Annotated in this window: 18 protein-coding genes; 2 read left to right on the top strand and 16 right to left on the bottom strand. The window is 65.3% G+C overall.

Going from position 1 to position 23,420, the window contains the following annotated elements:
• Window positions 1-25: 25 nt before the first annotated feature.
• From AC23D6_RS03090 to dusA, 4 genes are all read right to left on the bottom strand, one after another.
• A complete protein-coding gene (locus tag AC23D6_RS03090) occupies window positions 26-712 on the bottom strand; it encodes a response regulator transcription factor (RefSeq protein WP_056879339.1) in 687 nt (228 codons plus the stop codon).
• Window positions 713-787: 75 nt separating this feature from the next.
• Window positions 788-1,147: a PepSY domain-containing protein gene (locus AC23D6_RS03085; protein WP_487751375.1), complete on the bottom strand. Its 360-nt coding sequence runs from the start codon at window positions 1,145-1,147 to the stop codon at window positions 788-790.
• 183 nt (window positions 1,148-1,330) lie between these two features.
• Complete coding sequence (locus AC23D6_RS03080; RefSeq protein WP_487751374.1) at window positions 1,331-2,254, bottom strand: arginine deiminase-related protein; 924 nt, start codon at window positions 2,252-2,254, stop codon at window positions 1,331-1,333.
• Window positions 2,255-2,257: 3 nt separating this feature from the next.
• Window positions 2,258-3,256, bottom strand: a complete 999-nt coding sequence (gene dusA, locus AC23D6_RS03075) for a tRNA dihydrouridine(20/20a) synthase DusA (RefSeq protein WP_487751373.1) — start codon at window positions 3,254-3,256, stop codon at window positions 2,258-2,260.
• Between the two features lie 53 nt (window positions 3,257-3,309).
• On the opposite strand from dusA, the gene AC23D6_RS03070 reads away from it, so the two are divergent.
• A complete protein-coding gene (locus AC23D6_RS03070) occupies window positions 3,310-3,774 on the top strand; it encodes an ankyrin repeat domain-containing protein (protein ID WP_487751372.1) in 465 nt (154 codons plus the stop codon).
• Window positions 3,775-3,976: 202 nt separating this feature from the next.
• Here the strand turns inward: AC23D6_RS03070 and AC23D6_RS03065 are convergent, their stop codons facing one another.
• The 6 genes from AC23D6_RS03065 to AC23D6_RS03040 form a co-directional block, all read right to left on the bottom strand.
• On the bottom strand, window positions 3,977-4,624 hold the full coding sequence (locus tag AC23D6_RS03065; RefSeq protein WP_487751371.1) for a hypothetical protein: 648 nt from the start codon (window positions 4,622-4,624) through the stop codon (window positions 3,977-3,979).
• Window positions 4,625-4,793: 169 nt separating this feature from the next.
• On the bottom strand, window positions 4,794-8,120 hold the full coding sequence (locus AC23D6_RS03060; protein WP_487751370.1) for an RHS repeat domain-containing protein: 3,327 nt from the start codon (window positions 8,118-8,120) through the stop codon (window positions 4,794-4,796).
• 23 nt (window positions 8,121-8,143) lie between these two features.
• Window positions 8,144-9,958, bottom strand: a complete 1,815-nt coding sequence (locus AC23D6_RS03055) for a hypothetical protein (protein ID WP_487751369.1) — start codon at window positions 9,956-9,958, stop codon at window positions 8,144-8,146.
• 44 nt (window positions 9,959-10,002) lie between these two features.
• Window positions 10,003-12,168 (bottom strand): hypothetical protein, encoded by a 2,166-nt coding sequence (locus AC23D6_RS03050; protein ID WP_487751368.1) that lies wholly within the window; start codon window positions 12,166-12,168, stop codon window positions 10,003-10,005.
• Between the two features lie 245 nt (window positions 12,169-12,413).
• Window positions 12,414-13,136, bottom strand: a complete 723-nt coding sequence (locus AC23D6_RS03045) for a response regulator (RefSeq protein ID WP_487751367.1) — start codon at window positions 13,134-13,136, stop codon at window positions 12,414-12,416.
• Window positions 13,133-15,781 carry an ATP-binding protein gene (locus tag AC23D6_RS03040; protein ID WP_487751366.1) on the bottom strand — a complete coding sequence of 883 codons (2,649 nt, stop codon included), beginning with the start codon at window positions 15,779-15,781 and terminating at the stop codon, window positions 13,133-13,135. The genes AC23D6_RS03045 and AC23D6_RS03040 overlap by 4 nt, the downstream gene beginning before the upstream one ends.
• A 48-nt stretch (window positions 15,782-15,829) precedes the next feature.
• Here AC23D6_RS03040 and AC23D6_RS03035 point away from each other — a divergent pair, with 48 nt between their 5' ends.
• Window positions 15,830-16,462, top strand: coding sequence for a hypothetical protein (locus AC23D6_RS03035; RefSeq protein WP_487751365.1), 633 nt, complete (start codon window positions 15,830-15,832; stop codon window positions 16,460-16,462).
• Between the two features lie 165 nt (window positions 16,463-16,627).
• Here AC23D6_RS03035 and AC23D6_RS03030 read toward each other — a convergent pair whose 3' ends face one another.
• The 6 genes from AC23D6_RS03030 to AC23D6_RS03005 all read right to left on the bottom strand — a co-directional run bounded on the left by AC23D6_RS03030 (window position 16,628) and on the right by AC23D6_RS03005 (window position 23,321).
• Complete coding sequence (locus AC23D6_RS03030; protein WP_487751364.1) at window positions 16,628-16,783, bottom strand: hypothetical protein; 156 nt, start codon at window positions 16,781-16,783, stop codon at window positions 16,628-16,630.
• A gap of 6 nt (window positions 16,784-16,789) precedes the next feature.
• Window positions 16,790-17,392: a potassium-transporting ATPase subunit KdpC gene (gene kdpC / locus AC23D6_RS03025; protein WP_487751363.1), complete on the bottom strand. Its 603-nt coding sequence runs from the start codon at window positions 17,390-17,392 to the stop codon at window positions 16,790-16,792.
• 9 nt (window positions 17,393-17,401) lie between these two features.
• Entirely contained in the window at window positions 17,402-19,459 is a 2,058-nt protein-coding gene (gene kdpB / locus AC23D6_RS03020) for a potassium-transporting ATPase subunit KdpB (protein WP_487751362.1), read from the bottom strand.
• Window positions 19,460-19,469: 10 nt separating this feature from the next.
• Window positions 19,470-21,173, bottom strand: coding sequence for a potassium-transporting ATPase subunit KdpA (kdpA, locus tag AC23D6_RS03015; RefSeq protein WP_487751361.1), 1,704 nt, complete (start codon window positions 21,171-21,173; stop codon window positions 19,470-19,472).
• A 120-nt stretch (window positions 21,174-21,293) separates the two neighbouring features.
• Window positions 21,294-22,016 (bottom strand): TorF family putative porin, encoded by a 723-nt coding sequence (locus AC23D6_RS03010; protein ID WP_487751360.1) that lies wholly within the window; start codon window positions 22,014-22,016, stop codon window positions 21,294-21,296.
• A 120-nt stretch (window positions 22,017-22,136) separates the two neighbouring features.
• Window positions 22,137-23,321 (bottom strand): CaiB/BaiF CoA transferase family protein, encoded by a 1,185-nt coding sequence (locus tag AC23D6_RS03005; RefSeq protein ID WP_487751359.1) that lies wholly within the window; start codon window positions 23,319-23,321, stop codon window positions 22,137-22,139.
• Window positions 23,322-23,420: the final 99 nt, after the last annotated feature.

Raw genomic sequence — 23,420 nt, 5'->3', positions numbered from 1 at the left:
GTGCAGGCGATGCCGGCGCGGCGCATCAGGCCTCGCCGGTGCGCGGGATGGCGAAACGGTAGCCGCGACCGCGCACGGTCTCGATCGGCTTCAGTTCGCCTTCCGGGTCCAACTTCTTGCGAAGGCGGCCGATGAAAACTTCGAGCACGTTCGAATCGCGGTCGAAATCCTGCTGATAGATGTGCTCGGTCAGGTCGGCCTTCGAGACCAGTTCGCCGGCGTGCATCATCAGGTACTCGAGCACTTTGTACTCGTAGCTGGTCAGGTCGACATTGCTACCGTTGACGCTCACCGTCTGCGCAGCGAGATCCAGCGCGACCGGACCACATTCCAGCGTTGGCTTGCTCCAGCCAGCAGCGCGGCGCAGCAGCGCGTTGACGCGCGCCAGCAGCTCCTCGACATGGAACGGCTTCACCAGATAGTCGTCGGCGCCCTGCTTCAAGCCCTCGACCTTGTCCTGCCAGCTGCTGCGCGCGGTCAGGATCAGCACCGGGAATTTCTTGCCTTCGTCGCGCAGCGCCTTGATGAGCTCCATGCCCGACATCTTCGGCAGGCCCAGGTCGATGATGCCCACGTCGAACGGCACTTCGCGTCCCATGTACAGGCCTTCTTCGCCGTCCTGGGCCGCGTCCACCGCAAAGCCTTCGCGCTTCAGGCGCGCGGCAAGGGTCTCACGCAGGGGGGCTTCGTCTTCGACCAGCAGGATACGCATGGACTCTCCTTGGGAATGCGGCACGGCATGTGGCCGCGCGGGACAGCTCGTGTTGAGCCGTGATTCTACGTAAGACTACGGGCGCGGGGGGTTATCGCCGCGTGCAGGCGGCTGGACGTCGCGCCGCGGACGCGAGGGCGCGTCACCACTGCGGCGCGCCGTACCCGCGTCGTCCATCGTGCGCACGCGACCGCGGTCGTCGACGTACTTGACGCGGTTGATGTCGCGGCCGTCGTACTGCATGCGCTCGACGCTCAACACCTGCCCGCCGGTTTCGTTGCGCACGCGGCGCACGGAATCGGACATCGAGCTGCGGTGGCCGCGGTCATCGGCACGCGATGCGCCACGCTCACGCGACGGCGGAGCGTCGCCACGGCCTTGCTCGTCCTGCGCCAGCACCACGGAGGTGCCCGCCAGGGCGATGAGTGCCGTCATGGCTACGGCGGCAAGGGTCGATGAACGGAAGCGCATAACGGAATCGTAACGGATACAGGGCCGCGAAACTGAACGGAACCCGAAACCGCCTCTGTGGAATGGAGGCAGAGTTTTGGCCGGCGGCGGTGAATCCGTTCTGAATTTATCCACAGCCCAACGGGCCGCATTCAGGCAGCTGAACAGTCAGAAAATCTCGGCCACACAACACCTTAGCGAGCCACCACCGGCCTCGATGGCGTCCAGCGGCACGCTGCGCACCGCGAAGCCCGCCCCCTCTTGCAGGTGCGCCAGGGTGTCCGCGCCCAGGGCCTCATGCGCCCGGCGGCTCATCCACACCGATCGGTCCGTCAGGGCGATCGCATTACCAGCGAAGGCCGCCTGCTCGGCCGGCGACAGCACCACCACGCGGGGGCCATACAAGGCGTGCAGCGCGCGGGTGATGTCGCCCTGCAACGCAGGCGGGCAGACCATCGCGGCGCGGCCGGCCAGCACCGCGAGCAACACGTTGGTGTGGTACTCGCCAGCGGCCAGGTCGAACATCAGGGTGGCGCGCAGTCCGAAGGCTTCGTGCATGCGGGCGGCGCCGGCTTCGTCGCAGCGCTCGGACAGCCCGCAGAAGCCGATGCCGCGCGCCCGGTCGATCACCAGCGCGCCGGTCAGTTCACAGGGGTGCGGCTGACGGGACAGGTCGGTCTCCGCGTAGCCGAGCAGGTCGCGGAAGTAGCCACGGATGTCCGGCCGCTCCGCTTCGCGCTGGCGTACGGGGTGGCGCATCCGGCCGATGATCAGGCGCGCCTCGCCACCGACCCGAGCAGTGGCGAAGACGTTGTTGGGGAACACCGCATCCGGCGTGGTCTCGCTGCCCGGGAAGCAGAACACGGGCAGTTCCTTCGACAGCGCGCGATGCAGCGCGTGGTGTTCGCGCAACGCGGCGTCCGCGTCGAACGCCCCGGCGTCGGCCATGTAGCGGTTGTCTTGCGCCGACTGCTCCGCCCGCACGAAGCCGTCCGGCGACACCAGGAACGCCGCGCGCGCCGTCGCCGGACCGAAGTCCGACTTCAACGTGCGCGCAACGGCGATGAAGGCATCAATGTCGCGCGTGATCATGGCTCAGGCCGCCGGTCGCAGTTCACGCCCGGTCGCGGCGAGCGCCTGTTCCACCAGCGACCAGTCCGCGCCAGGCTTGTGCGCGCCTTCGCTGAGAATCTGCCGGAATGCGCGTCCACCCGGCTGCGCATGGAACAGGCCCAGCACGTGGCGGGTCAGGTGCTTCAGCGCCACGCCTTTCGCGAGCTGCGTTTCGACATAGGGCCGCCAGGCACGCAGCAGGTCCGCGCGCGGCGCAACCTCACTCCCGAACAACGCCGCCTGCATCTCGTGCAACACGTAAGGCTCGTGGTAGGCGGCACGGCCGATCATCACGCCATCGCTGTGCTGCAGATGATCGTTGACCTGCGCCGTCGTGGTGATACCGCCGTTGATCGCCACCGTCAGTTCGGGCCGTTCGCGCTTGAGCCGGTAGGCCCAGTCGTAGCGCAGCGGCGGAATCTCGCGGTTCTCCTTCGGCGATAGCCCCTGCAGCCACGCCTTGCGCGCATGCACGAAGAACACGTGGCAGCCGGTCGTGGCCACCGTGTCGATGAAGGCGCGGAACAGGTCATAGTCCTCCTGCTCATCCACGCCCAGGCGGCACTTGACCGTCACCGGAATGCTCACGGCCTCGATCATCGCCGCCACGCACTCGGCCACCAGGGTGGGCTCCCTCATCAGGCAGGCACCGAAGCGCCCCGCCTGCACGCGGTCCGACGGGCAGCCGACGTTGAGATTCACCTCGTCGTAGCCCCACTCCTGCGCGATGCGCGCCGCCTGCGCCAGATGCGCGGGCTCGCTGCCGCCCAATTGCACGGCCACCGGATGCTCGCCGGCATCAAACCCCAGAAGACGGTCGCGATCGCCATGGATCACCGCCTGCGCGTGTACCATCTCGGTGTACAGGCGCGCATTCGGCGCCAGCAGCCGGTGGAACACGCGGCAATGCGTATCCGTCCAGTCCATCATCGGGGCGACGGACAGGCGCAGGGCGTCGTGGGGAATCGGGGGGGACGTCATGTGCGCATTGTAGCGTGGGGCTCTCGACCCCTACTCCCGCCCAATGGATCTCCATGCCATCCCTGGCTCGGTCAAATCAGATCCCGGGCGGCGCGGATGTCAATTCGCGGTTGCTCCACGGGGTGACACCGCTGATCCAGGCGGTGCGTTCGCGCAACCTGGACACGGTCGACGCCTTACTCAAGCTCGGTGCTGATCCCGACAGAGCATCCCTCGGCGAGGGGAATCCCCTGATCGTCGCGTCCCGGTTAGGGCTGCAGCCGGTAGTCGAACGGCTGGTCGAGGCCGGTGCGGACGTGAATCGCGTGGTGACCTACGACGAAACACCACTGATCAATGCCGCACGCGCCGGCCATCTGCCAACGGTCCGCTATCTCGTACAGCACGGCGCCAACGTCAATCTGGGTGTGGAAGCGGACGGCTGCCTGGGGCGGTGGCGCACGCCATTGAATCAGGCAATGGATCCGGCGGTACGCGCGTACTTGGTTGAACAGGGTGCTACCGCTGCGCGGGATTGAGCGTGGGCTGCCATTCGCCTCTTCGGGCGGCGTGATCAATGACCGATCCGATGCCCATACGCCGGCCATGCTTGTAGTCGATCGCCTCAGCCACTGTCAGCAAGACAGTCTGACCCCACGCTTCAAATGCAGGGTGCTGGCTACATGCCTCGCGATCGTCGGACGTGTCGGGGGTTGCGAGCTCACCCCAATTCTGGCTGTCTCAGCGCGTAGAAGTCCCTGCGACGGGCCTGAAATCCAGCCCCCTCAGTTTCTGGTCACGAACAAACTCAAAGACCGTAGATTTCGCAACCATTCCCATAAAAGCAGCTGAGCCACTGCCAAAGTACTGTTTCGTTCGAGCGATGCAATCCGACGGAGTCTCGAGCAATGTCGGAAACTCGCCGCGCTGAGGCGAATTGTACTTGATTCGGCCACAATTCTGACAATGCATGCCAACCAAATCCTTCACTTCGATATCGACGATATCTCGAAATTCTAGTTGAACCACGCCATCGAGAACATTTCGATGCATGTCTAGCACGGGAATGCTCTTAATTCCAAAGCGCTCATTAAGGTCAAGCCAGACCTCTGGAGGAACAAATATTTCATCCCAAACCCATATCAACTGGGCGAATGCGCGCCTTCCCCATTTGGGTACAGCCTTCATTTGAAACGGCGCCCGCTGCTGAAGACCGACCCCGCAAATTTTGCAATAACTAGACAAATCATATGTTGCATCTAGGTAACCAAACAAAAGTTCATCTGGCTGCGGGTAACCACAATGCCACGCGCCTTTCATCTCGAGCCAACCTGCTCGATTCAACTCCCCCTTTGCAAACTCAGTCCTTGCAATGTCGACCGCATTCATCCTAGTCGAGAATGATGAGATTTCCGCCCAAGAAGTGTGGTCCTCGTCCACCTCAAATGTGAGCAGCTTCGTAACGGGCTCAATCTTCCTATCTTTCACTCCGAGAGCATCGAGCACAGCAACCACACTGGGCGTAGCGCTCAAAGATATTCTGTGTATTACGCGCATTTCACAAACCTATAGCGGAACGAATGGCTGGGTAGTCGGCATATATTTGTCGGGCCGCATTCATCACTTGCTGTCGCGTAGCGGTCGCTGTGCCTGCACCATAAGGTATTGCTGCTCGCCAAGCATTTGTAAAAACTTGATGCTCAGCTGGCGTTACTGCAACTGATAGCATTTGCCTAGGGCTTTGCCCAAGAACCATCGCGAAGCGTTGCTCAATTATATGGTGAGCCTGTAGGCCCGTACCTTGCAGAGCAGATCGCAAACTAGAGTACGGCTGGACCCCAAATCTACCGGCATTGGACAGTGCACCGAACGCGACACCCTCTGCCGCCCCTATGCCTAACCTCGCGGCCAGACCACGAAGCCAGCCCCCGGGAATAGCGAACCCGACGGACGCGATTAACCCATTTTTAGCGTTCGTTCCATCTCGCCAACTGCTGCCGCAATAGTCGTCGAGTACATCACACCCCTCCATCTCATCCTGGGCTTTCCCTGATGAACCCGCTGGTGCTGCCTCTCCCCCTCGTCCGTTATGGAATTGGTGGTTTGTCGACGGTGGACCTGTACCGAGATCATCCATCTCGATAACTGCTTTGCAACGCTTAGCTTGGCTGCCCGAGCAAAGTGACTGTCGACCATCAGGATCGACGAACATATAAGGGCTGTTATTCGCGTATCGATAGCGATGAAACTGCGCGACAGGAGAACCAAACGACGTCACCGGATCCACGCTCAGGAATGCCCCCACCTGCGGATCGTAATACCGCTGCTGCATATACGTCAGGCCGGTAGCCCCATCCTGCACATGCCCCGTATAGCCGATGCCCTGATAGGTCGGCTTGCCGATGATGGCGCCGTAGGGCTCGTAATCGTTACGCTCGATGACCGCGCCGGCCTGGTTGGTCACCGCGACCGGGCTGCCTAGTGCATCCGTGTGCTGGAACTTGGCCGAATATGACTGTTCCGCGTGTGACCACTCGCGAATCGCAATGATGCTGCCGGCTAGATAGATATTCTCTTGGTTCTTGCCGTTCTTGTAGTCCTCCTGGTACATGACCTGACCAGCATTCGAATACATAGACAGAATGCTTTGCGTGGACGCGACGTCCCATGCCAAGACCCGCCGACCATGACCGTCGTACCGGTAGTTCTCCTTGTTGACGACCGAACGCAGGCGGTTGCCGTAATCGAACTGGTAGGTCTGGCCATTCTTGGTCGCTAGATTGCCCTGCGGCCCATACTCAAAGGCAACAATACTGGCGCCAGCACTATTCTTGATGTTGGCCAGGCGGTTCTGTGGGCTGTAGACGTACTCGGCGTAGTCCTTCACGCCTGCCAACTTCCAGGACGTCATGTTGTCCAGTGCGTTGTACGTGAACCGGTGCCAATGATCTCCTCCGAACATGGCAGAGCCTGCTGCCGTCAAGCGGTCCAGTCCGTCGTACTCCATGAGCCGGTACTTTGGAGAGCTTCCCGGGATCATGTCAGGAACGTGATCATAGATCTGATTCACGTTGCCGTTGGCGTCATAGCGATAACTGAAGTCCATCGCCAGACCGCTTGTCGTGACCCGGTCCGGGAGTTGCCGCGCATTCTGCGCCATCGAATGCGTCAGACCGTTCGCGTAAGTGAACTGCTTGAGCGCGCCATTCGGGTAGTACGTGGCACCGTGCGCATAGCTGTAGCCGGTCTGGTCACTCGCGCGAGTCGCCTGCCCCAATGCGTTCGGGCCGTAGCTGATCACGAGCCCCGTGGGATAGGTTTGTGTGGACAGGCTGCCGTTGCTGTCATAACCGTATCCAATACTCCACGTGTACCAACCCAATTGGGTCGAGCTCTCACCCGTCAGCAGCCGGCGCTTGTTGTATACGTAGTCGTTCTCGACCACGCCGGCGTTCAAAGCATCGTTGTGCGTCGTGATCTTGCGAGGCAAGCCGTCGGCCCAGTACTGCCAGGTCTGGTTTCCGCTGCCGGTCGGGAACGCTAGATCTTGCAGGCGATTCCTACTGTCGTAGGTGCGATCGCTCCGCCTGGCGGCTACCGCTGCCGTCGTCCCATTCGGCTCGCAGGCCTGACCTGTGGGGAGACCGGAGGATGACCATTTCAGGTTGCCCGCCGTGTCGTACCCCATCAGCGTGGTGCCGGTCTCAGGCTCTTCGGAACGGCACAGCTCCTGGTAGTCGTTGTAGCCATAGTGCCGATCCACGAACAGGCTGCCATCCGCGTTGCGCTTGCGGATGCGCTGCGGCTTTCCGAACACGTCGCGATGGATTTCCGTCGCGGCGGTATCCACTCCCGCGGACTGGGTGACGCCCGTGGGGCTGTCGTAGCTCGGCTGATCGTAGGCCTGGTACTCCGTGATCGTGGTGTAGTTGCGCGGATTGGTCACGTGGGTCTGGAAACCCGACGCATAGGTCGTGGTCGTCGTGAGCACGCCCAGTTCGCTGTCCTGCGACGACACCTTCACACGGCCCAGCGCGTCGTAGGTAGTCCAGGTTCCTGTGGTCAGTGCATCGGTCGTGCCCGGATATGAAGCGAACGTCACTCGCCCATCATGGTCGTAAGTGAACCGCTGGAAGCGCTTTGTCGCCGTTTCGTTGGCTGCGTCGTACTCACGCGTCACCAGCGGGCGCCACAGCCCGTCGTAGTAATTGATCTTGACGGCATTCCCGGTCGTAACCGTCTGCCTCCAGTGGCCAGCTGGGATGCCGTATTCGGTCACTCCTACATTGACGAACGTCAATACGGTTTGATTCCAGGCTGACGTGTCACAGACTCCGGGGGTTGTCTCCGACGTCTGAGTGATCAGGTTCACGCGACCCATAGCGTCGTAGCCGTAGCAGGTCTTGCTGCCCGCCGTATTGGTGACCGAAGTGATCCAACCCTGCGGATTGACGGTGGCGCTCTCGACCGCGCCGTCGGCGTACTGGATGGTCCGGGGGATGCCGCGGTACCAGTCCGTCAACGTGGTGACGTTGTTGTTGCCGTCCTTGACCGTCGCCAACGTACCGTCGGCGTAGTACGTCGCGGTCTGCACGAGCTTGCCCGGCGTCGCAGCGGTGCCTGGGCCGTATTTGCGCAGGGGCATGGCTGTTGTCGGGTCGTAATCGGTCCTGAACTCCACTACGCCCGTATTGACGTTTGTGCTGGAGACCTGTTGACCCAGAACCCACTTCGTCAGGTTGTCGTGGTAAACGATCTCGTCGGTACGGGTGTAGGTCTGCGCTTGCGCGAGCTGTGGCGCCCAGGCAACAAGGGCCAGCACGAGGGCATGGCCCAGCGCATTCGAGGCGCCAGTCCGCTTCTTGGCTTCGGGAAGACTCTTCACTTCATTCTCCTTGTGAAGGCAATTCATGGGCTGGGCTGGCTCTTGCGGGTGGTCTGTGTGGGGCGTACCAGCACGTCGAACGTATCCACCTGATAGATGAAATCGCGCGCCTGCTGGCGGATCACCGAGCGTTTCATGGGTCGGTTGTAGTCCGAGCGCCCACGGATGAACTCATACGCCAGGGGCTGACCCATCCAGTCCGGGAACGGCATGGACGCCATCTCGGAGGTCTGCACGTAGGTGTTGTCTACCCGACGCAGCACGGCATTCGACGTATCGCGTACTTCCTGGCTCAGCAACTGCGCCTCGTTGGCGAGCGCATCGGTGCCATAGACTTCCACGGTGCTGGTGCCATCGGGATCGGTCGTCGTCACCGCGCGGGTCCCGGCAACGGGCCAACCCGGGGTCACCGCATAGGAGTCCACGTGCTGATAGGTCCAGGTCTGGCTGGGTACGCCCGGCCCCACCATCGTCTTGGTTTTCAACGCCAGCACATCGGACCGGTTGGGGATGCGCGGCATATGCGACCAGAAGGTCGTCGGGGACGCCACGCCGTTGTTCTCGACGCCATTGAGGTAATCGCAATCCAGCGTGGATCCATCCAGGTTGGTCCGCATGTGCCGCTTGTACGCGAGCCTGAAGGTGCCCTGGATGCCGGCCGGGTGCGTCATGACGATGTCGGCTTCATCGCCCTTCAGTCGTCGCATCAACTGGCATGAAAACGGGTGGTCGAAGGGGTTCGCATCGGACAGCGGGACGAATCGCGCAATGTTCACGGCAGGTGCCGTGGAGAAAGCCCAGAAGCTGCTGTCCGGCAGTGTGACCGACGAAAGAAGCCCGTCGGCATAGGCGTACTGGAATACCTGCGACCCCGCGGTGACCGAGCTGACTCTTCCGTTGGTATATGCCAACGAGATGCTGCGCCCGTCGCTGGCGGTGATGGACGTCAGGTTGCCGCCACTCCATGCGTAGGTCACGTAGTTGCCGAATCTGTCTTCGACACGTGTCGCGTACAGGCGATAGACCTTGCGGGTCAGATCGGCGTGAACCCTTCGAGTTCCGGTCTGGAGCTCAATGACGCCAGTCCCGTGCAAAGGCCGCTCCGAATAGCTGACCATCCAGTTGAACCAGTACTTGCTCCCGTCCGGCGCCAGTCCCAAGAAGCCTTCGCCGGCGTGCCCACTCGCCAGTGGCGCGGCAAGGCAGGCGAAGTGCCATTGATTGCGCGTCGTCAGCGGGGTCCAGCTTCCGGTGGGCATCGGTAACGAGCCGCCCGCCGGGCGATGCAGCAATCCCTGTTCACCGGCACCGGGGACATTCAGGCTGATGCCGTTCCAGAAGCTGTAGCTGGTGAAGTAGACATCGCCGATCGCGACATCCTTCGGACGAACCTGGTTGAACGTTGTGGGGGAGGAACAGCGCGCATTCGGCGTCGCCGTGTCGACGACCCATCCCTGGGATTCGGAATACGTTCCGCTCAGATAGGGAAGGTCCAGCTCCCACTCGCCGAACATGTAGCCCCGCCACAGATTCTCGTCGTTCGGTTTGGTCGGTGACTTGTTGCCATCCACCACCAGCCGACGCCGTATGGCCACCTCCAGCGCGCTGTTGCCGGGTAGTGCCACGTCCGTCTGGCTGAAGGAGATGCCGCCCGTGTAAGCACTGATCTCCTCACCGAACGCATCGGGCCCCAGCGCACGCACATTGATGGCGTGCTTTTGCGGACCGATCACCTGCTCGCCATAGCTGATCGAATCGATGGCCCAAGCGAGGGGCGCCACCGCACCCAGCACCAATCCCACCAACGACAGCCCCCATGTCCTTGCGATCATTCCCACGCCCCCATCCTTGAATCTGCAGATAACCCTGGTTTCGAATCAGGCTACGGATCAAACCCGCCGCCGCCCGACCCACTGATGCTCACTACCTTCTCGGCCGAGTACGCACTGCAGACCTCGGGCGTGCAGGCGGCGATCCTGAAACGGTGCGTGCCCGCGGTGTGGGCGAGCACGTTCGTGCTCAGGTTTGGGCCGTTGTAGCTGATGTTGATCGATGCCGTGCCCCATCGACGCTCTAGCACGTAGTGGGTCGCGCCCGCGACAGCCGTCCAGCTCATCAAGAAGGAAGTTCCGGTCTGAGCGGTGGACGGGCCCGACAGGACGGGGATGGCGGGTGGCGTGGGCGGCACCGGCGGCGCGGGCGGTGTCGGAAACGCCGGCAGCGGTGTTTCCGGCCCGGTGAAGCGCGACACGTTGGTCGGCCGCGCGAAGACGTCGAACGTGTTGACCTGGTACGTGAACCGGGTCGTCTGCTGGTCGATGGTCTTCTTCACCAGGGGTCGATGGAATGCGCCCTGGAATCCGTCGTTGTTCATTTTCCGGCTCGCACCATGCCATGCCGGATACGCCTGGTCCGTCAGGCTGAGGTCGTAGGTATAGGCCACACGGCGCAGGACATTCTCGGCCGATGTGCCGGACTCTTCCCGCAGCAGCTTGCCTTCGTTGTAGAGGTAGGTGTTGCCGTAGTAGTAGCGGTTCCATTCTCCACCCGGCCCCGTCACCACCGTGATGCTGGGCGTGGCGCAGCTGTCGGAGGTGCACGGGGGCTGAGAACAGTCGTAGTTCGCCCAGTCGCATACCGGATACATCCGGGTGGTCCCGGGGTAGCGGTACACGTTGACGTTGGGCGCGTAAGAGTAGTTCCAGGTGGCCGTCTCGAGGCCGGGGCCGGTGACCTGTTTCTGGACCAGCGTCAAGCTGTTGGCCGAGATCGCGAAGAGGTTCAGGTCATCGTTGGTGTTGTTGCCACTGCCGGGCGGTGCGCCCACGGGCGTGGTCGTCACCCGCCCGCAGGCCACGGGCACTTGGCTGCGCCCGTGCTCCTGGATGTTGACGCTGAAGGTCCCGGTCGCGCCCGCCGGATGGGTGATGCTGCCGACGAAGGTCTGGGCGTAGTTGAGCGGCGTCTCCACCATCGTGCAGCTTCGCAACGGCTCGCCGAACGCCGCCTCGTTGTACTTGATTTCCGCATCGGTGAAGGGCGTGAACTGGATGCTCCACGCACTCCCATCCGGCAGCGCCACGGAGCTCAGCGACCGCCGCCCGCTCGGCGCCGTCACGTAGCCATACGTCCACGTCCGGGTGCCGTCGGTAATGCTGGAGATCGTGCCGCCGGCATAGTTGACGGTGATCTGGCGGCCGTCGCTTCCCTGGATGCCGGTGAGCTTGCCGGGTGCGTTCCAGGCATTGCTGTAGGTGTAGGTCACGTAGTTGCCGAAGCGGTCCTCGACACGCGTCGCGTACAACGCGTTCCGTCTACGTTGCTGGATCCAGTACATCGGGGTGCCGCCCGAGACATTGACCTGGTTGCCCTTCATCGAGGTTTCGAAGAACTGCGCCATCCAGTCGTACCAGACCTTCGTCCCATCGGGCAGCACCGCGAGGAATCCCTGCCCCGATCCGTTCTTGATGCTGGAAAGGCAGCTCAGGTGGACGGTGCCGCTCTCGGTGACCCAGGGGTAAGGGCCTCCCGTCGTCGGCTGGGTGATGCCATTGCGCGTTGCGAGCAGGTCGCCCCCTCCCCCGCCGGGAAGCGAAATGCTCAGGCCTTGCCAGTAGTCGGAGTAGATGTACCCATTGCCGGGAAGCGGCGGGAGCGAGGTGTCGGAACATCGGTTCCCGGGCGATGCCCCGGGCACGATCCAGTCGGTCGTGAAAACCCCGGAGATGTTCGGTAGCTCGACCACCCAATCCGCGAGCATCTCGTCCGTTGCGGTGTCTTTCCGGTTGCGGACGGCGTAGCTGCGGGAGAACGCCACCTCCAGGCTGCTGTTGCCGGGCAGGCTCACGTCGGTCGCACTGAAGGACAGTGCGCCATTGGACAGGCTGACGGCATCGCCCGCGAAGTTGGGGCCCAGGGCCGCGACGCTCTGTGAGGCCTTCAAACGGTCTTCGACCGTCTGCCAGGCGAACTTGCCCGCGGTCTGCGCCATTGCGATGGTCGGGAATGTGGCCAGGAACAGCGTCGTTGCCACGAAGATCCGTTTCATCGGTCGGTCCATACGTTGGGTTGAGCCACGATCCACACACGCCGACATCGCGCGCGCCCGGAATGCAGCGCGACGACGGGTTCGACGTTGTGTTTGCCTCCCGATTCCGACGTGGAACGGTCGGCGACCCCTGTTGCACGCCGACGTTACCCGCTTGATCGGACGGCGGGAAGTACCTGCGCGAAGTAAACGAATGAAGTTGCGAACATACTCATCGCACGCCGAGACGACGCGCGCGCTACGTCTCACTCCCTCGCAATAAACCTCAACCCCACCCCGGGCTCCGTCGCGATGTAGCGCGGAGCGGTGGCATCGTCATGCAGCTTCTGCCGCAACTTGCCGACGAGGATGCGCAGGTAATGGGTGTCGTCCTGGTGGGTCGGGCCCCAGAGTTCGCGCAGCAGTTGCGGTTGGGTGACCACGCGGCCGGCGTGTTGTAGCAGCAGGGCGAGCAGGGCGAATTCCTTGCGGCTCAGGACGACGGGTTCGCCGTCGAGCGTGACTTCGCGGCGGCCCAGGTCGACGTGCAGGTGGCCGTCGTCGAACAGCGGCATCGCGGCGTCGGCCGGGGCGATGCGCGCGCGCAGCAGGCTGCGGATGCGCGCCATCAGTTCCTGCACGCCGAACGGTTTGGTGACGTAGTCGTTGGCGCCACCATCGAGCGCGGCGACCTTCTCGGCTTCGCCGTCGCGCACGGTCAGCATGATCACCGGCACCGGCGACCACTGGCGTAACTCGCGCAGCACATCGTGACCATCCAAGTCCGGCAGGCCGATATCGAGCACGACGAGATCGGCGCCGTGCGCGGCCAGCTCCGCCAGCCCGGCGCGCCCGCTCTCGGCCAGCGCCACCACATAGCCCTGCGCGCGCAGGCTGATGTCGAGGAAGCGCCGGATCTGCGGCTCGTCGTCGATCACCAGGATGCGCGCCGGCGGCGCGGATGCGGGCGGTGGTGCGGTGTAGGTCAAGCCGGTTCCTGCGGCGTGGGCGTCAGCAGCGGCAGGGTAATCCGGATCACCGTGCCGCGGCCATCCGGTCCCGGCAACGCCTGCACGCTGCCGCCGTGCGCGCCCACCATGCCCTGGCAGATCGCCAGGCCCAAGCCGGTGCCGTGGCGGCCGCGGTCGCCGCGTTCCACGCTGTAGAACATGTCGAAGATGCGCGCGCGCTCGTCTTCCGGGATGCCGGGGCCGCGGTCGCGCACATCGATGCGCAGCGCGCCGTCGGCGAGCTTCGCGTCGATCTGCACCGGTTCGTCCGGCGGCGAGAACTTCGCGGCGTTCTCCAGCACGTTGAACACCGCCTGCTCGATCAGCGCTGGGTGCACCCAGATCGTCGGCACGTCCGGCGCCACCGTGGTCTGCACGCGTACGTCGGGCTGGTAGCGCTGCAGGCGCGATACGGCAGATCCGAGCAGTTCGTCGACGCCGATCCAGTCGCGGTTGAGGGTCAGTCCGCTGTGACCCAGCCGCGTCATGTCGAGCAGGTTCTGGATGTAGCGGTCCAGCCGCTCGCCTTCCTGCTGGATGGTGTCGAGCAGGCCGCGACGGTCGGCTTCGCCCATCGCATCCCAGTAGCTGGCCAGGCTGCTCGCCGAACCGATCATCGAGGCCAGCGGCGAACGCAGGTCGTGCGAGACCGACGACAGCAGCGCCGAGCGCAGGCGTTCGGTCTCGCCACTGACGCGCGCATCTTCCAGTTCGGCCACCAGCCGCGTGCGCACGACGGCCTGTGCGATGTCTTCGGCCATCGCCTCCGCCAGCCGTCGCTGTTCCGGCAGCAAGCGCGTCGCGCCATCGTCCAGCCGCAGGCCGAGCACACCCAAGGTGCCGCGGTCACCGCGCAGCGGCAGGAACCAGCGGCTCGCGCCGGCCAACGTGTCCGTGTGGCGCCCGGTCGCCTGTCCGTGCTGCTGCGCCCAGTCGGCGGCGGCACGGTCGATCTCGCTCAGCGTGGCGTCGACGGGTTCTTCGCGCCCCTGCACACGCAACCAGGCATCGGCGGCCAGCGCGCGCTCCAGCGCCTTGCGGCCGGCAGCCAGCACTTGGCCGAGATCGGCCGCGCCGGTCAGTTCGCGGCCCAGCGCTTGCAAGGCCGTGGCCTGCGCGTTTGACGCGCGCAGCGCCACCACCTGCATGCGCAGGCGCGACGCTAGGCGTCCGGCGACCAGCGCCGCGACCAGGAACAGGAACACCGTGGTCACGCCTTGGCGCGCGCCGATGTTGAATGTGAAGCGCGGCTCGATGAAGAAGAAGTTGTAGGCCAGGAAGCTCAACAGCGCTGCGACCACCGCGGCGGTCATGCGCGTGCGCGAGGCCACCAACACCACCGCCACGATGAAGACCATCGACAGGTCGTCCAGTCCTACCCAACGTTCGGCCAGCCAGGCCACGCCCACCGACAGGACCGACGCCATCGCGGCGAAGCCCAGCTCGTGGCGCGGCAGCCAGCCGCTCAGGCCGGGCGTGCCGCGGCGCGCGCGCGCCCGCGCTTCCGGCGTACTGATGATGACCAGCTCGTAGTGCGCGCCGCGTTGCAGGATCTGCTGCGTCAGCGTGCGGTTGATCATGCGCGCGAACGGCCGCTCGCGCGTGCGCCCCAGCACCAGCGTCGATGCGCCGCTCTGGGTGGCGTGATCGAGCAGCGCATCGGGAATGCGCGCGCCGCGCAGCACCTCGGTGTCCGCGCCCAGCCTGCGCGCCAGCGCGAAGGCCTGGTCGATCTCGCGCTGCTGCGCCTCGTCCACCGCGTCCGACACCTGCACGGTCACCACGCTCCACGGTGCATCGCGCCGTTCGGCGATGCGGCGTGCGGCCCGCACCAGGTACTCGGACTGGCCGCGGCCGTCGATGGCCACCAGCACGCGCCGCCGCAGCGGCATGCCCGGCAGGCCGCGCGCAGCCTGGTCTTCACGCAGGTCGGCGTCGACGCGGTCGGCCGCGGTCTGCATGGCCAGCTCGCGCAACGCGATCAGGTTGGACGGCGAGAAGAAGGCCTGCAGCGCCTGCGACGCCTGTTCCGGCAGATAGACCTTGCCTTGGTGCAGGCGTTCGATCAGCTCGCGCGGCGGCAGGTCCACCAGCACGATGTCGCGCAGGCGGTCGAACACGACGTCGGGCACGGTCTCGCTGACGCGCACGCCGGTGATCCGGTGGACGACGTCGTTGAGGCTTTCCAGGTGCTGGATGTTGATCGTGGTGTGGACGTCGATGCCGGCGTCCAGCAGCTCGATCACGTCCTGCCAGCGCCGCTCGTGGCGGCTGCCGGGGGCATTGCGGTGCGCCAGTTCGTCCACCAGCGCGATCTGCGGACGACGCGCCAGCAGCGCGTCCAGGTCCATCTCGTCCAGCCAACGGCCCTGGTAGGACACGCGGCGACGCGGCAGGATCTCAAGCCCCTCGGTCTGGGCGGCAGTCTCGCCCCGCCCGTGCGTCTCGACGATGCCGACCACCACGTCCTTGCCCTGCCGACGCAGTTCGCGCGCCCGCGACAGCATGGTGTAGGTCTTGCCGACCCCGGGCGCGGCCCCCAGGAAGATGGTCAGCCGCCCACCCTGCTCACGCTGCAGGTGGTCGATCAGGGCATCGGCCTGGCGATGTCGGGCGTCGGTCATGGGGATATTCTGCCTGTTGTCATGTCACGTCGAGGGCGACGAGGCGGGATGACGCCAGATGACATCGGGGTACGCAGGATATCCGGCGCCTTGCCGGCGCTCCCGTCCGACCGGGACGCGTGTCCGGGTCTGCCCGTGACGAGACAGGCAGGGTCGTCAAGGAAAATTTCTCCGGCAGCGAAGAAAAAAGGCTTCGTCTGCAAGGAAACTTTCTTCGACGGCGCACCTTGCTGGTTCGCCATCGAAGCAATAAGCCTCGTCGTCTCACCTGAAAGCCTCGCGCACGCACCATTATGGTTCGGCGTCGAAGAAACTTTCTTCGTCATCTCAGTTTTTAGCTCGGCAGCCGGAGAAATTTTCTCCGTCATCTCAGCTTTGAGCTCCGCTGCCGGAGAAAATTTCTTCGTCAGCTCACTTATGAGCTGCGTGCACAGAGAAAATTTCTCCGACAGCGCACCTTTTTGCTTCGTCGTCGGAGAAGGTTTCTTGGTCATCTCACTTGAACGCCTCGACAGCCGACGAATTTGGTTCGACGGCATTGAGAATTTGTCCGGCACCGCAAACACCATCCTCGACCGCGGCATTGTTTTGCCTTCTCCCCGTTCACGGGGAGAAGGTGCCCAGCGGGCGGATGAGGGGCGAGCGGAGGCAGTGCATGTTCGGAACACGGAACGTTTTTGAGGACGGCCGACCAACATCCCGACACTCGATGCAGGGTGGGACATCGAAGCCCGCGGCGCCGTCGCCCCTCACCCGCCTTCGGCACCCTCTCCCCGCACGCGGGGCGAGGGCCGCGCACCCACATCGCCTGATTGACTTCTTCTACCCGCGCCAGCAGCGCAACGGTCAGCCCGCAGGCGCGTTGTGGGCCAGGGCCACGATGACGACCGCGTAGCCGGCGGCGGCCGCGAACAGCAGGGCGCGAAACACCATCTCGCGACGCCAGGCGCAAAGGCGCCGTTTGTGGCCGGCCAGGCCCTTTGGACATCGATCGTGGTTCATGGTGGCTCACTCCGGCTTGCGAGGCTCATCCAAGGCCAGGTTGAGTTCCAGCACATTGATGCGCGGGGCGCCCAACAGGCCGAACTGCGGCGCCTCGGTGTGCTCGGCCACAACGCGTTGGACCTCGCTGACCGGCAGGCCGCGGGCGCGGGCGACACGGGCGATCTGGAGCTGGATGGCGGCCGGCGACAAGTGCGGATCGATGCCGCCGCCGGACTGGGTGACCAGATCGCTGGGGACCGCGTCGGCCGTCACGCCTTCGCGGGAGGCCACGGCGGCGCGTGCTTCGTCGATGCGCTTGCGCAGATCGGGGTTGGTGCGTGCCTGGTTGCTGCCGGCCAGCGCCATCACGTCATAGCCGGCGGCCGATGGACGCGACTGGAAGTAGCGGTCGTCGGCGAACGGCTGCGCGACCAGCGACGAGCCGATCACTTGGCCGTCGCGTTCGATCAGGCTGCCGCCGGCCTGGTGCGGGAACAACAACGAACCCAGGCCGGCACCCGCCAGCGAGTACAGCAGGCCGAAGCCGAGCAACGCCACGCCGGCCAGCACGAGAGCTGGACGCCAGACCGGCGCGGCGGCGGGAGAAGAAGCGGAAGCGGTGTTCATGGGAAGTCCTCAGGCGCCGGCGATGGCGGCCAGCAACAGGTCGATGAGCTTGATCGCGGCGAACGGCAGCAGCACGCCGCCCACGCCGTAGACCAGCATGTTCTGGCGCAGCAGCGCGGTGGCGCCGGCCGGGCGGAAGCGAACGCCGCGCAACGCCAGCGGGATCAGCAGCGGGATGATGATGGCGTTGAAGATCAGCGCCGCCAGCACCGCGTTGGTCGGGCTGGACAGCTGCATCACGTTCAATGCGCCCATCGAAGGAATCGCCGCGGCGAACAGCGCCGGCAGGATCGCGAAGTACTTCGACACGTCGTTGGCCAGCGAGAACGTGGTCAGCGCGCCGCGCGTGATCAGCTGCTGCTTGCCGACTTCGACGACCTCTAGCAACTTCGCCGGATCGGAATCGAGGTCGACCATGTTGCCGGCCTCCTTCGCCGCCTGCGTGCCGGAGTTCATCGCCAGGCCGACGTCGGCCTGCGCCAGCGCGGGGGCGTCGTTGGTGCCATCGCCGACCATGGCGACGAGACGGCCACCCGCCTGTTCCTGGCGGATGCGCGCCAGCTTGTCCTCAGGACGCGCCTCGGCGATGTAGTCGTCGACGCCGGCTTCGGCGGCGATGGCCGCGGCGGTCAGCGGGTTGTCGCCGGTGATCATCACCGTGCGGATGCCCATGGCGCGCATGTGGGCGAACTTTTCCTTGATGCCGTGCTTGACCACGTCGGAGAGTTCGACGACGCCGAGCACGTGGTTGCCGTCGCTGACCACCAGCGGGGTGGCGCCGTTGCGGGCGACCTGCTCGACGCGCGCGGTGAGTTCGGCCGGCGCATCGCCGCCGAGCGCCTTCACGTGCGCCAGGATTGCGTCCATCGCGCCTTTGCGGATCACGCGAGCGTGGCCGCGGCCGTCGTCCGGCAGGTCCACGCCGGACATGCGGGTCTGGGCGGTGAAGGCGACGAACTGCGCGCGCTCGGGATCGGCCAGCGTGGCGCCCTGCTCGCGCGCCAGCTTCACGATCGACTTGCCCTCCGGCGTGGGGTCGGCCAGCGAGGACAGCATGGCGGCATCGCGCAGCTGCTCGCGGTCGACGCCGGCCAGCGCATGGAACAGCGTGGCCTGGCGGTCGCCATGCGTAATCGTGCCGGTCTTGTCGAGCAGCAGGACGTCGACGTCGCCCGCCACTTCCACCGCCTTGCCCGACTTGGCCAGCACGTTGGCCGCCAGCGCGCGGTTCATGCCGGCGATGCCGATGGCCGGCAACAGGCCGCCGATGGTGGTCGGGATCAGGCAGACCAGCAGCGCGACCAGCAGCAGCGGATCGAGCTTCGCACCCACGAATCCCGCGATGAAGGGCAGCGAGATCACCACGATCAGGAAGGTCAGCGTCATCGTCAGCAGCAGCAGGCCCAGCGCGATCTCGTTCGGCGTCTTCTGGCGGTTGGCGCCTTCGACCAGCGAGATCATGCGGTCCAGGAAGCTGTGCCCAGGCTCTGCGGTGACCCTCACCACGATCGCGTCGGACAGCACCTTGGTGCCGCCGATCACGCCGCTGCGGTCGGTGCCGGCTTCGCGCAGCACGGGAGCCGACTCGCCGGTGACGGCGGACTCGTTGATGGTGGCCAGGCCCTTGACGATTTCGCCGTCGGCCGGGATCTGTTCGCCAGCGGACACGATGACGTAATCACCGGGCCTCAGGTCGGCCGCGGGAATCCGCCGCTCGGCACCGCCCAGCGGCGCATCGATGCGACGCGCGACGAGGTCCTTGCGGGCGCGGCGCAGCGACGCTGCCTGACCGCGGCCACGCGCTTCGGCGACCGCTTCGGCGAAGTTGGCGAACAGCACGGTGACGAACAACAGCAGGGTTACCGACCCGCCGATGCCCGGTGGGGTGGTGCCGGCCAGGGTGAGGCCGGCGGTCAGCAGCGTGCCCAGCCATACCACGGCCATGACCGGGTTCTTGAAGGCGTGCTGCGGGGCCAGCTTGGTGAAGGAGCCGATGACGGCAGCGCGGAACCCCGCGCTGTCGAGCAGGGCCGGCGCACGGCCGGCGGAACGGGAGGACGAAGTCATGTCGGTGTTCTCAGAGCGCGCTCAGGGCCAGGTGGTCGGCGACGGGGCCGAGGACCAGCACGGGCATGAACTGCAGCAGGGTCAGGATGACGACCACGGCGATCAGGGTGAGCGCGAAGGTCGGGGTTTCCACCTGGAGGGTGCCTGGGCCTTCGGGCGTGGCGCGCTTGCGCGCCAGCGATCCGGCGATGGCCAGCGGGATGATCAGTGCGGGGTAGCGGCCCAGCGCCAGCATCAACGACGTGCTGAGGTTCCACCAATACGTCGCATCGCCCAGGCCTTCGAAACCGGAACCGTTGTTGGCGAACGCCGAGGTGTACTCGTAGAACACCTGGCTGATGCCATGGAACGACGGGTTGGAATTGCCGGTGATCGACGGCACGGCCAAGGTCATCGCCGTGAAGGCCAACAGCGCCAGCGGCTGCAGCAGCACGAGCGCGGCCAGCAGCTTCACTTCATGCGCTTCGATCTTGCGACCGAACAGCTCGGGCGTGCGCCCGGTCATCAGACCGGCGAGGAATACGCTGAGCAGCAGGTAGACGAGGAACTGCTGCAGACCACAACCGATGCCACCCCAGATGCTGTTCACCAGCATGTTGCTGATCGTCACCAGGCCGGTCAGTGGCGCCAGCGAGTCGTGCATCGCGTTGACGGAGCCATTGGACGTCTGCGTGGTCACGGCGGCCCACAGCGCGGATGGAGTTGAGCCGAAGCGCACTTCCTTGCCTTCCATCAAGGCGATGTCGGTGGACGTGGCGGAGTAGCTTTCCGACCAGACCGCCGCGCCCGTGGAGATCACCGACATCGTCAGCATGGTGCCGAACACTAGGGCAGTGAACTTCTTGCGCCCGGTGAAGCCACCCACCATGAAGGCGATGCTGACCGGGATCAGGATGATGGCCAGCGTTTCCAGCAGATTGGAGAACGGCGTCGGGTTTTCCAGCGGCACCGCGCTGTTGGGGCCGTACCAGCCGCCGCCGTTAGTGCCCAGTTGCTTCACCGCGACCATCGGCGAGACGGGTCCCAGGGGGATCTTCTGCTCGGCCATCTCCGCGCTCGCGTCGATCGGGGTGGCGACCGGACCACCGCTCCACGTGGCCGGCACGCCCTGGCTCGTCAGCGCCAGCGACCACACCAGGCACAGCGGCAGCAGGAAGCGCACGGTCGGACGGATCACGTCGGCCCAGTAGTTGCCGACATCGGCATCACCGTTAGCGTTCGTTGTCGCGGTGTTCTTCTCGCGTCCGCCGAACAGGCCGCGCAAGGTGGCGGCAACAAGGGCCAAGCCCATCATCGGCGTGATCACCTGCAGGCCGACGATCGCGCTGGCGTGCGCCAGGTACGACAGCTGCGCCTGGCCGGAGTAGTGCTGCTGGTTGGTGTTGGTCAGGAACGACACCATCGTGTGCAGCGCCAGGTCCCAGCGCATGTTGGGGATGCCGTTCGGATTGAGCGGCAGCCAGGCCTGGGTCATCAGGACGACCCAGACGATCACGCCCAACACCAGGTTGCTGAGCAGGAAGGCCTTGGCATAGCCCTTCCAGCCCATGCCCTGCGCAGGATCGACGCCCAGCAGGCGGTATAGGGGGCGTTCGATGACGCCGAACAGGCGGTCGCCACGCATCGGGGCGCCGCGCATCACCGCGGCCAGGTAGCGGCCCAGCGGCCATCCCAGCGCGATCGCGAGCGCGAAAACAAGGAAGAATTCAGTCATGGGAGTCATCCATCGGCGCGCGTTCGCGCCGCGTGATCAACAGGAACATCAGACCGGCGCCGGCGAGGACGCCGACGAGCGACAACGACAGGTGGAGGAAGTCGGTGAACATGGCGGCGATCAGAACGAGGCTTGCAGCGCCGCTTCCACGCGCGAACCCGCCAGCCCCGGGAACAGCGTCTTGGCGCTGCTGTCGGTGGCGTGCGCGGTGACGCGCAACTCGAACGGGGCCTTGAACGCCCACACCGCACCGAGTTGCGCGTGTGCGTAGTTGTCGTCGTAGGCGTCCTCGAGCCAGTAGTAACCGGCGGCGGCTTCCAGGCGCACCTGCTCGCCCAAGGGGAACTTGGCGCCGAGCTGCGCGTAGGCGCCGGCTTCATCCGTCGCCAGCGCTTCGGTGGAGTAGCCCAGCTGTGCCCAGTAGTTCTGCTTCCAGGTCAGCGTGCCGATGGCCTCGGTCCAATCGAGGTCGACGGTGGTGGACGGGTAGCGGTAGTGGGTCAGGTTGACGTCGAGCGCCCAGTCGTCCGACAGCGCGCCACCCCAGCCCACGGTGACGTCCAGCTCGCTGCTGGCCTTGGTCTCCGGGGCGAACTCGACGTTAGAGCCCCAGATCGACCCGTACAGGCCGTTATCGGCCGTGGCCTTGAAGCCGGCCTGCACGGCGGGGTCGCCCTGGGTCTGGGTGGTGCCGCGCCAGACGTAGTCGGTGGTGATGGCGCCCGAGCCATTGAACGTGGCGGCACTCGCCGACGTCGCCATGGCCATCAGGAGGCCGGCGGTGAAGGAGGAAACGACGAACGCAGGCACGCGCCTGCGGGAAGCGGAGGAAGCGATAGACATGTAGGCGATCCAGGCGGAGGGAGTTCCGCCGACCGCGAAAGTCTGGTCCTGGGCCGCGTAAAGTCGCTATGCGCCGCGGCGGACGCCCCGTAAATTCGGCGTAAAAAGCCGCACTCAGGATCAGCCCGAGGCGCGCGTCTTCCCGCCGCTGCCCAGTACGTGCTCCGCATCCTGGTCGAACACGGGCGCCGCGAACGGCGCGGGTCCCGGCGTACGCCCGAAGGTGATCGGCCGGGTGACGCCACGATAGCTACCGACCACCGGGTGCGCGATCTCGGCCACCATGTCCTCGGCCAGCACCTGCGGATGCTCAAACATGTCTTCGACGCGGCGCGCGGCCGCGCAGGGCACCTCGTCGCCGAAGTGCGCTTCCCACTCCTGCGCGGTGCGTGCGAGCAGTGCATCGTGCAATTGCGGGACGATCTCGGCGGCCTGTGCCGCGCGCTTGCGCACGCTGTCGTAGCGCGGGTCGTCGGCCAGCGCATCGAGACCGGTCAGGCGGCACAGCGCCTTCCAGAAACGTGGCGTGTTGGCGGAGAGATACAGATAGCCTTCCCGCGCCGGATGAATGCCGGTGACGCCGCCGGAGCGCATGTCGCGGCCGATGTCGAGCGCTTCGCCTTCGGCCCAGATCATTCGCGCCGACTGCATGGTCAGCGCACTGCGCAACAACGATACGCCGACGAACTGGCCGCGCCCGCTGCGTTCGCGTTCGTACAGCGCCGACGACACGCCGGCGGCCAGCAACGCCGCCGCGTAGTAGTCCACTACCGAGCCGTAGATGATTTCCGGCGCACCGCCACGCTTGCCTTGCAGCGTGCACATGCCGGTCATGGTCTGCAGCACCTGGTCGTAACCGGCCTTGTCCTTCATCGGGCCGGTCTCGCCATAGCCGGTCACCGCGCAGTAGATCAGGCGCGGGTTGATCACCGTCAGACTGTCGAAATCGATGCCCAGCCGCCTCGGCACGCTGGGACGGAAGTTGTGCACCAGCACGTCGGCCTCGCGCACCAGGCGCAGCAGCGCGGCGTGATCGTTCGGCTGCTTCAGATCGAGCGCGATGCCCTGCTTGCTGCGGTTCACGCCGAGGAAGGCGCGGCTCTCGCGCTCCAGCGTGGAGGGGTACTGGCGCAGGTTGTCGCCATCGGGCGGCTCGACCTTGATCACGTCGGCGCCCTGGTCGGCTAGCAGCGTGCAGCCATACGGCCCGGCGATGTAGGCGCTGAGATCGAGCACCTTCACTCCGCTCAGCGGACCGGCGGGGCCCGTACGCAGGCGCGAACGGAAGGGAGACGGATTGTCCATGGAAGAAGGCTCCTTCAGCCGTCGCCGCAACGGCGACGGCCAGTCTGTGCCACGTGGCCGGCGCGATACAGCCAGCCGCCGTAGCTTCTGCGGCCACAA

The organism is Pseudoxanthomonas sp. G3 (assembly GCF_057654715.1).
This window is presented reverse-complemented; position numbering and strand designations above follow the sequence as displayed.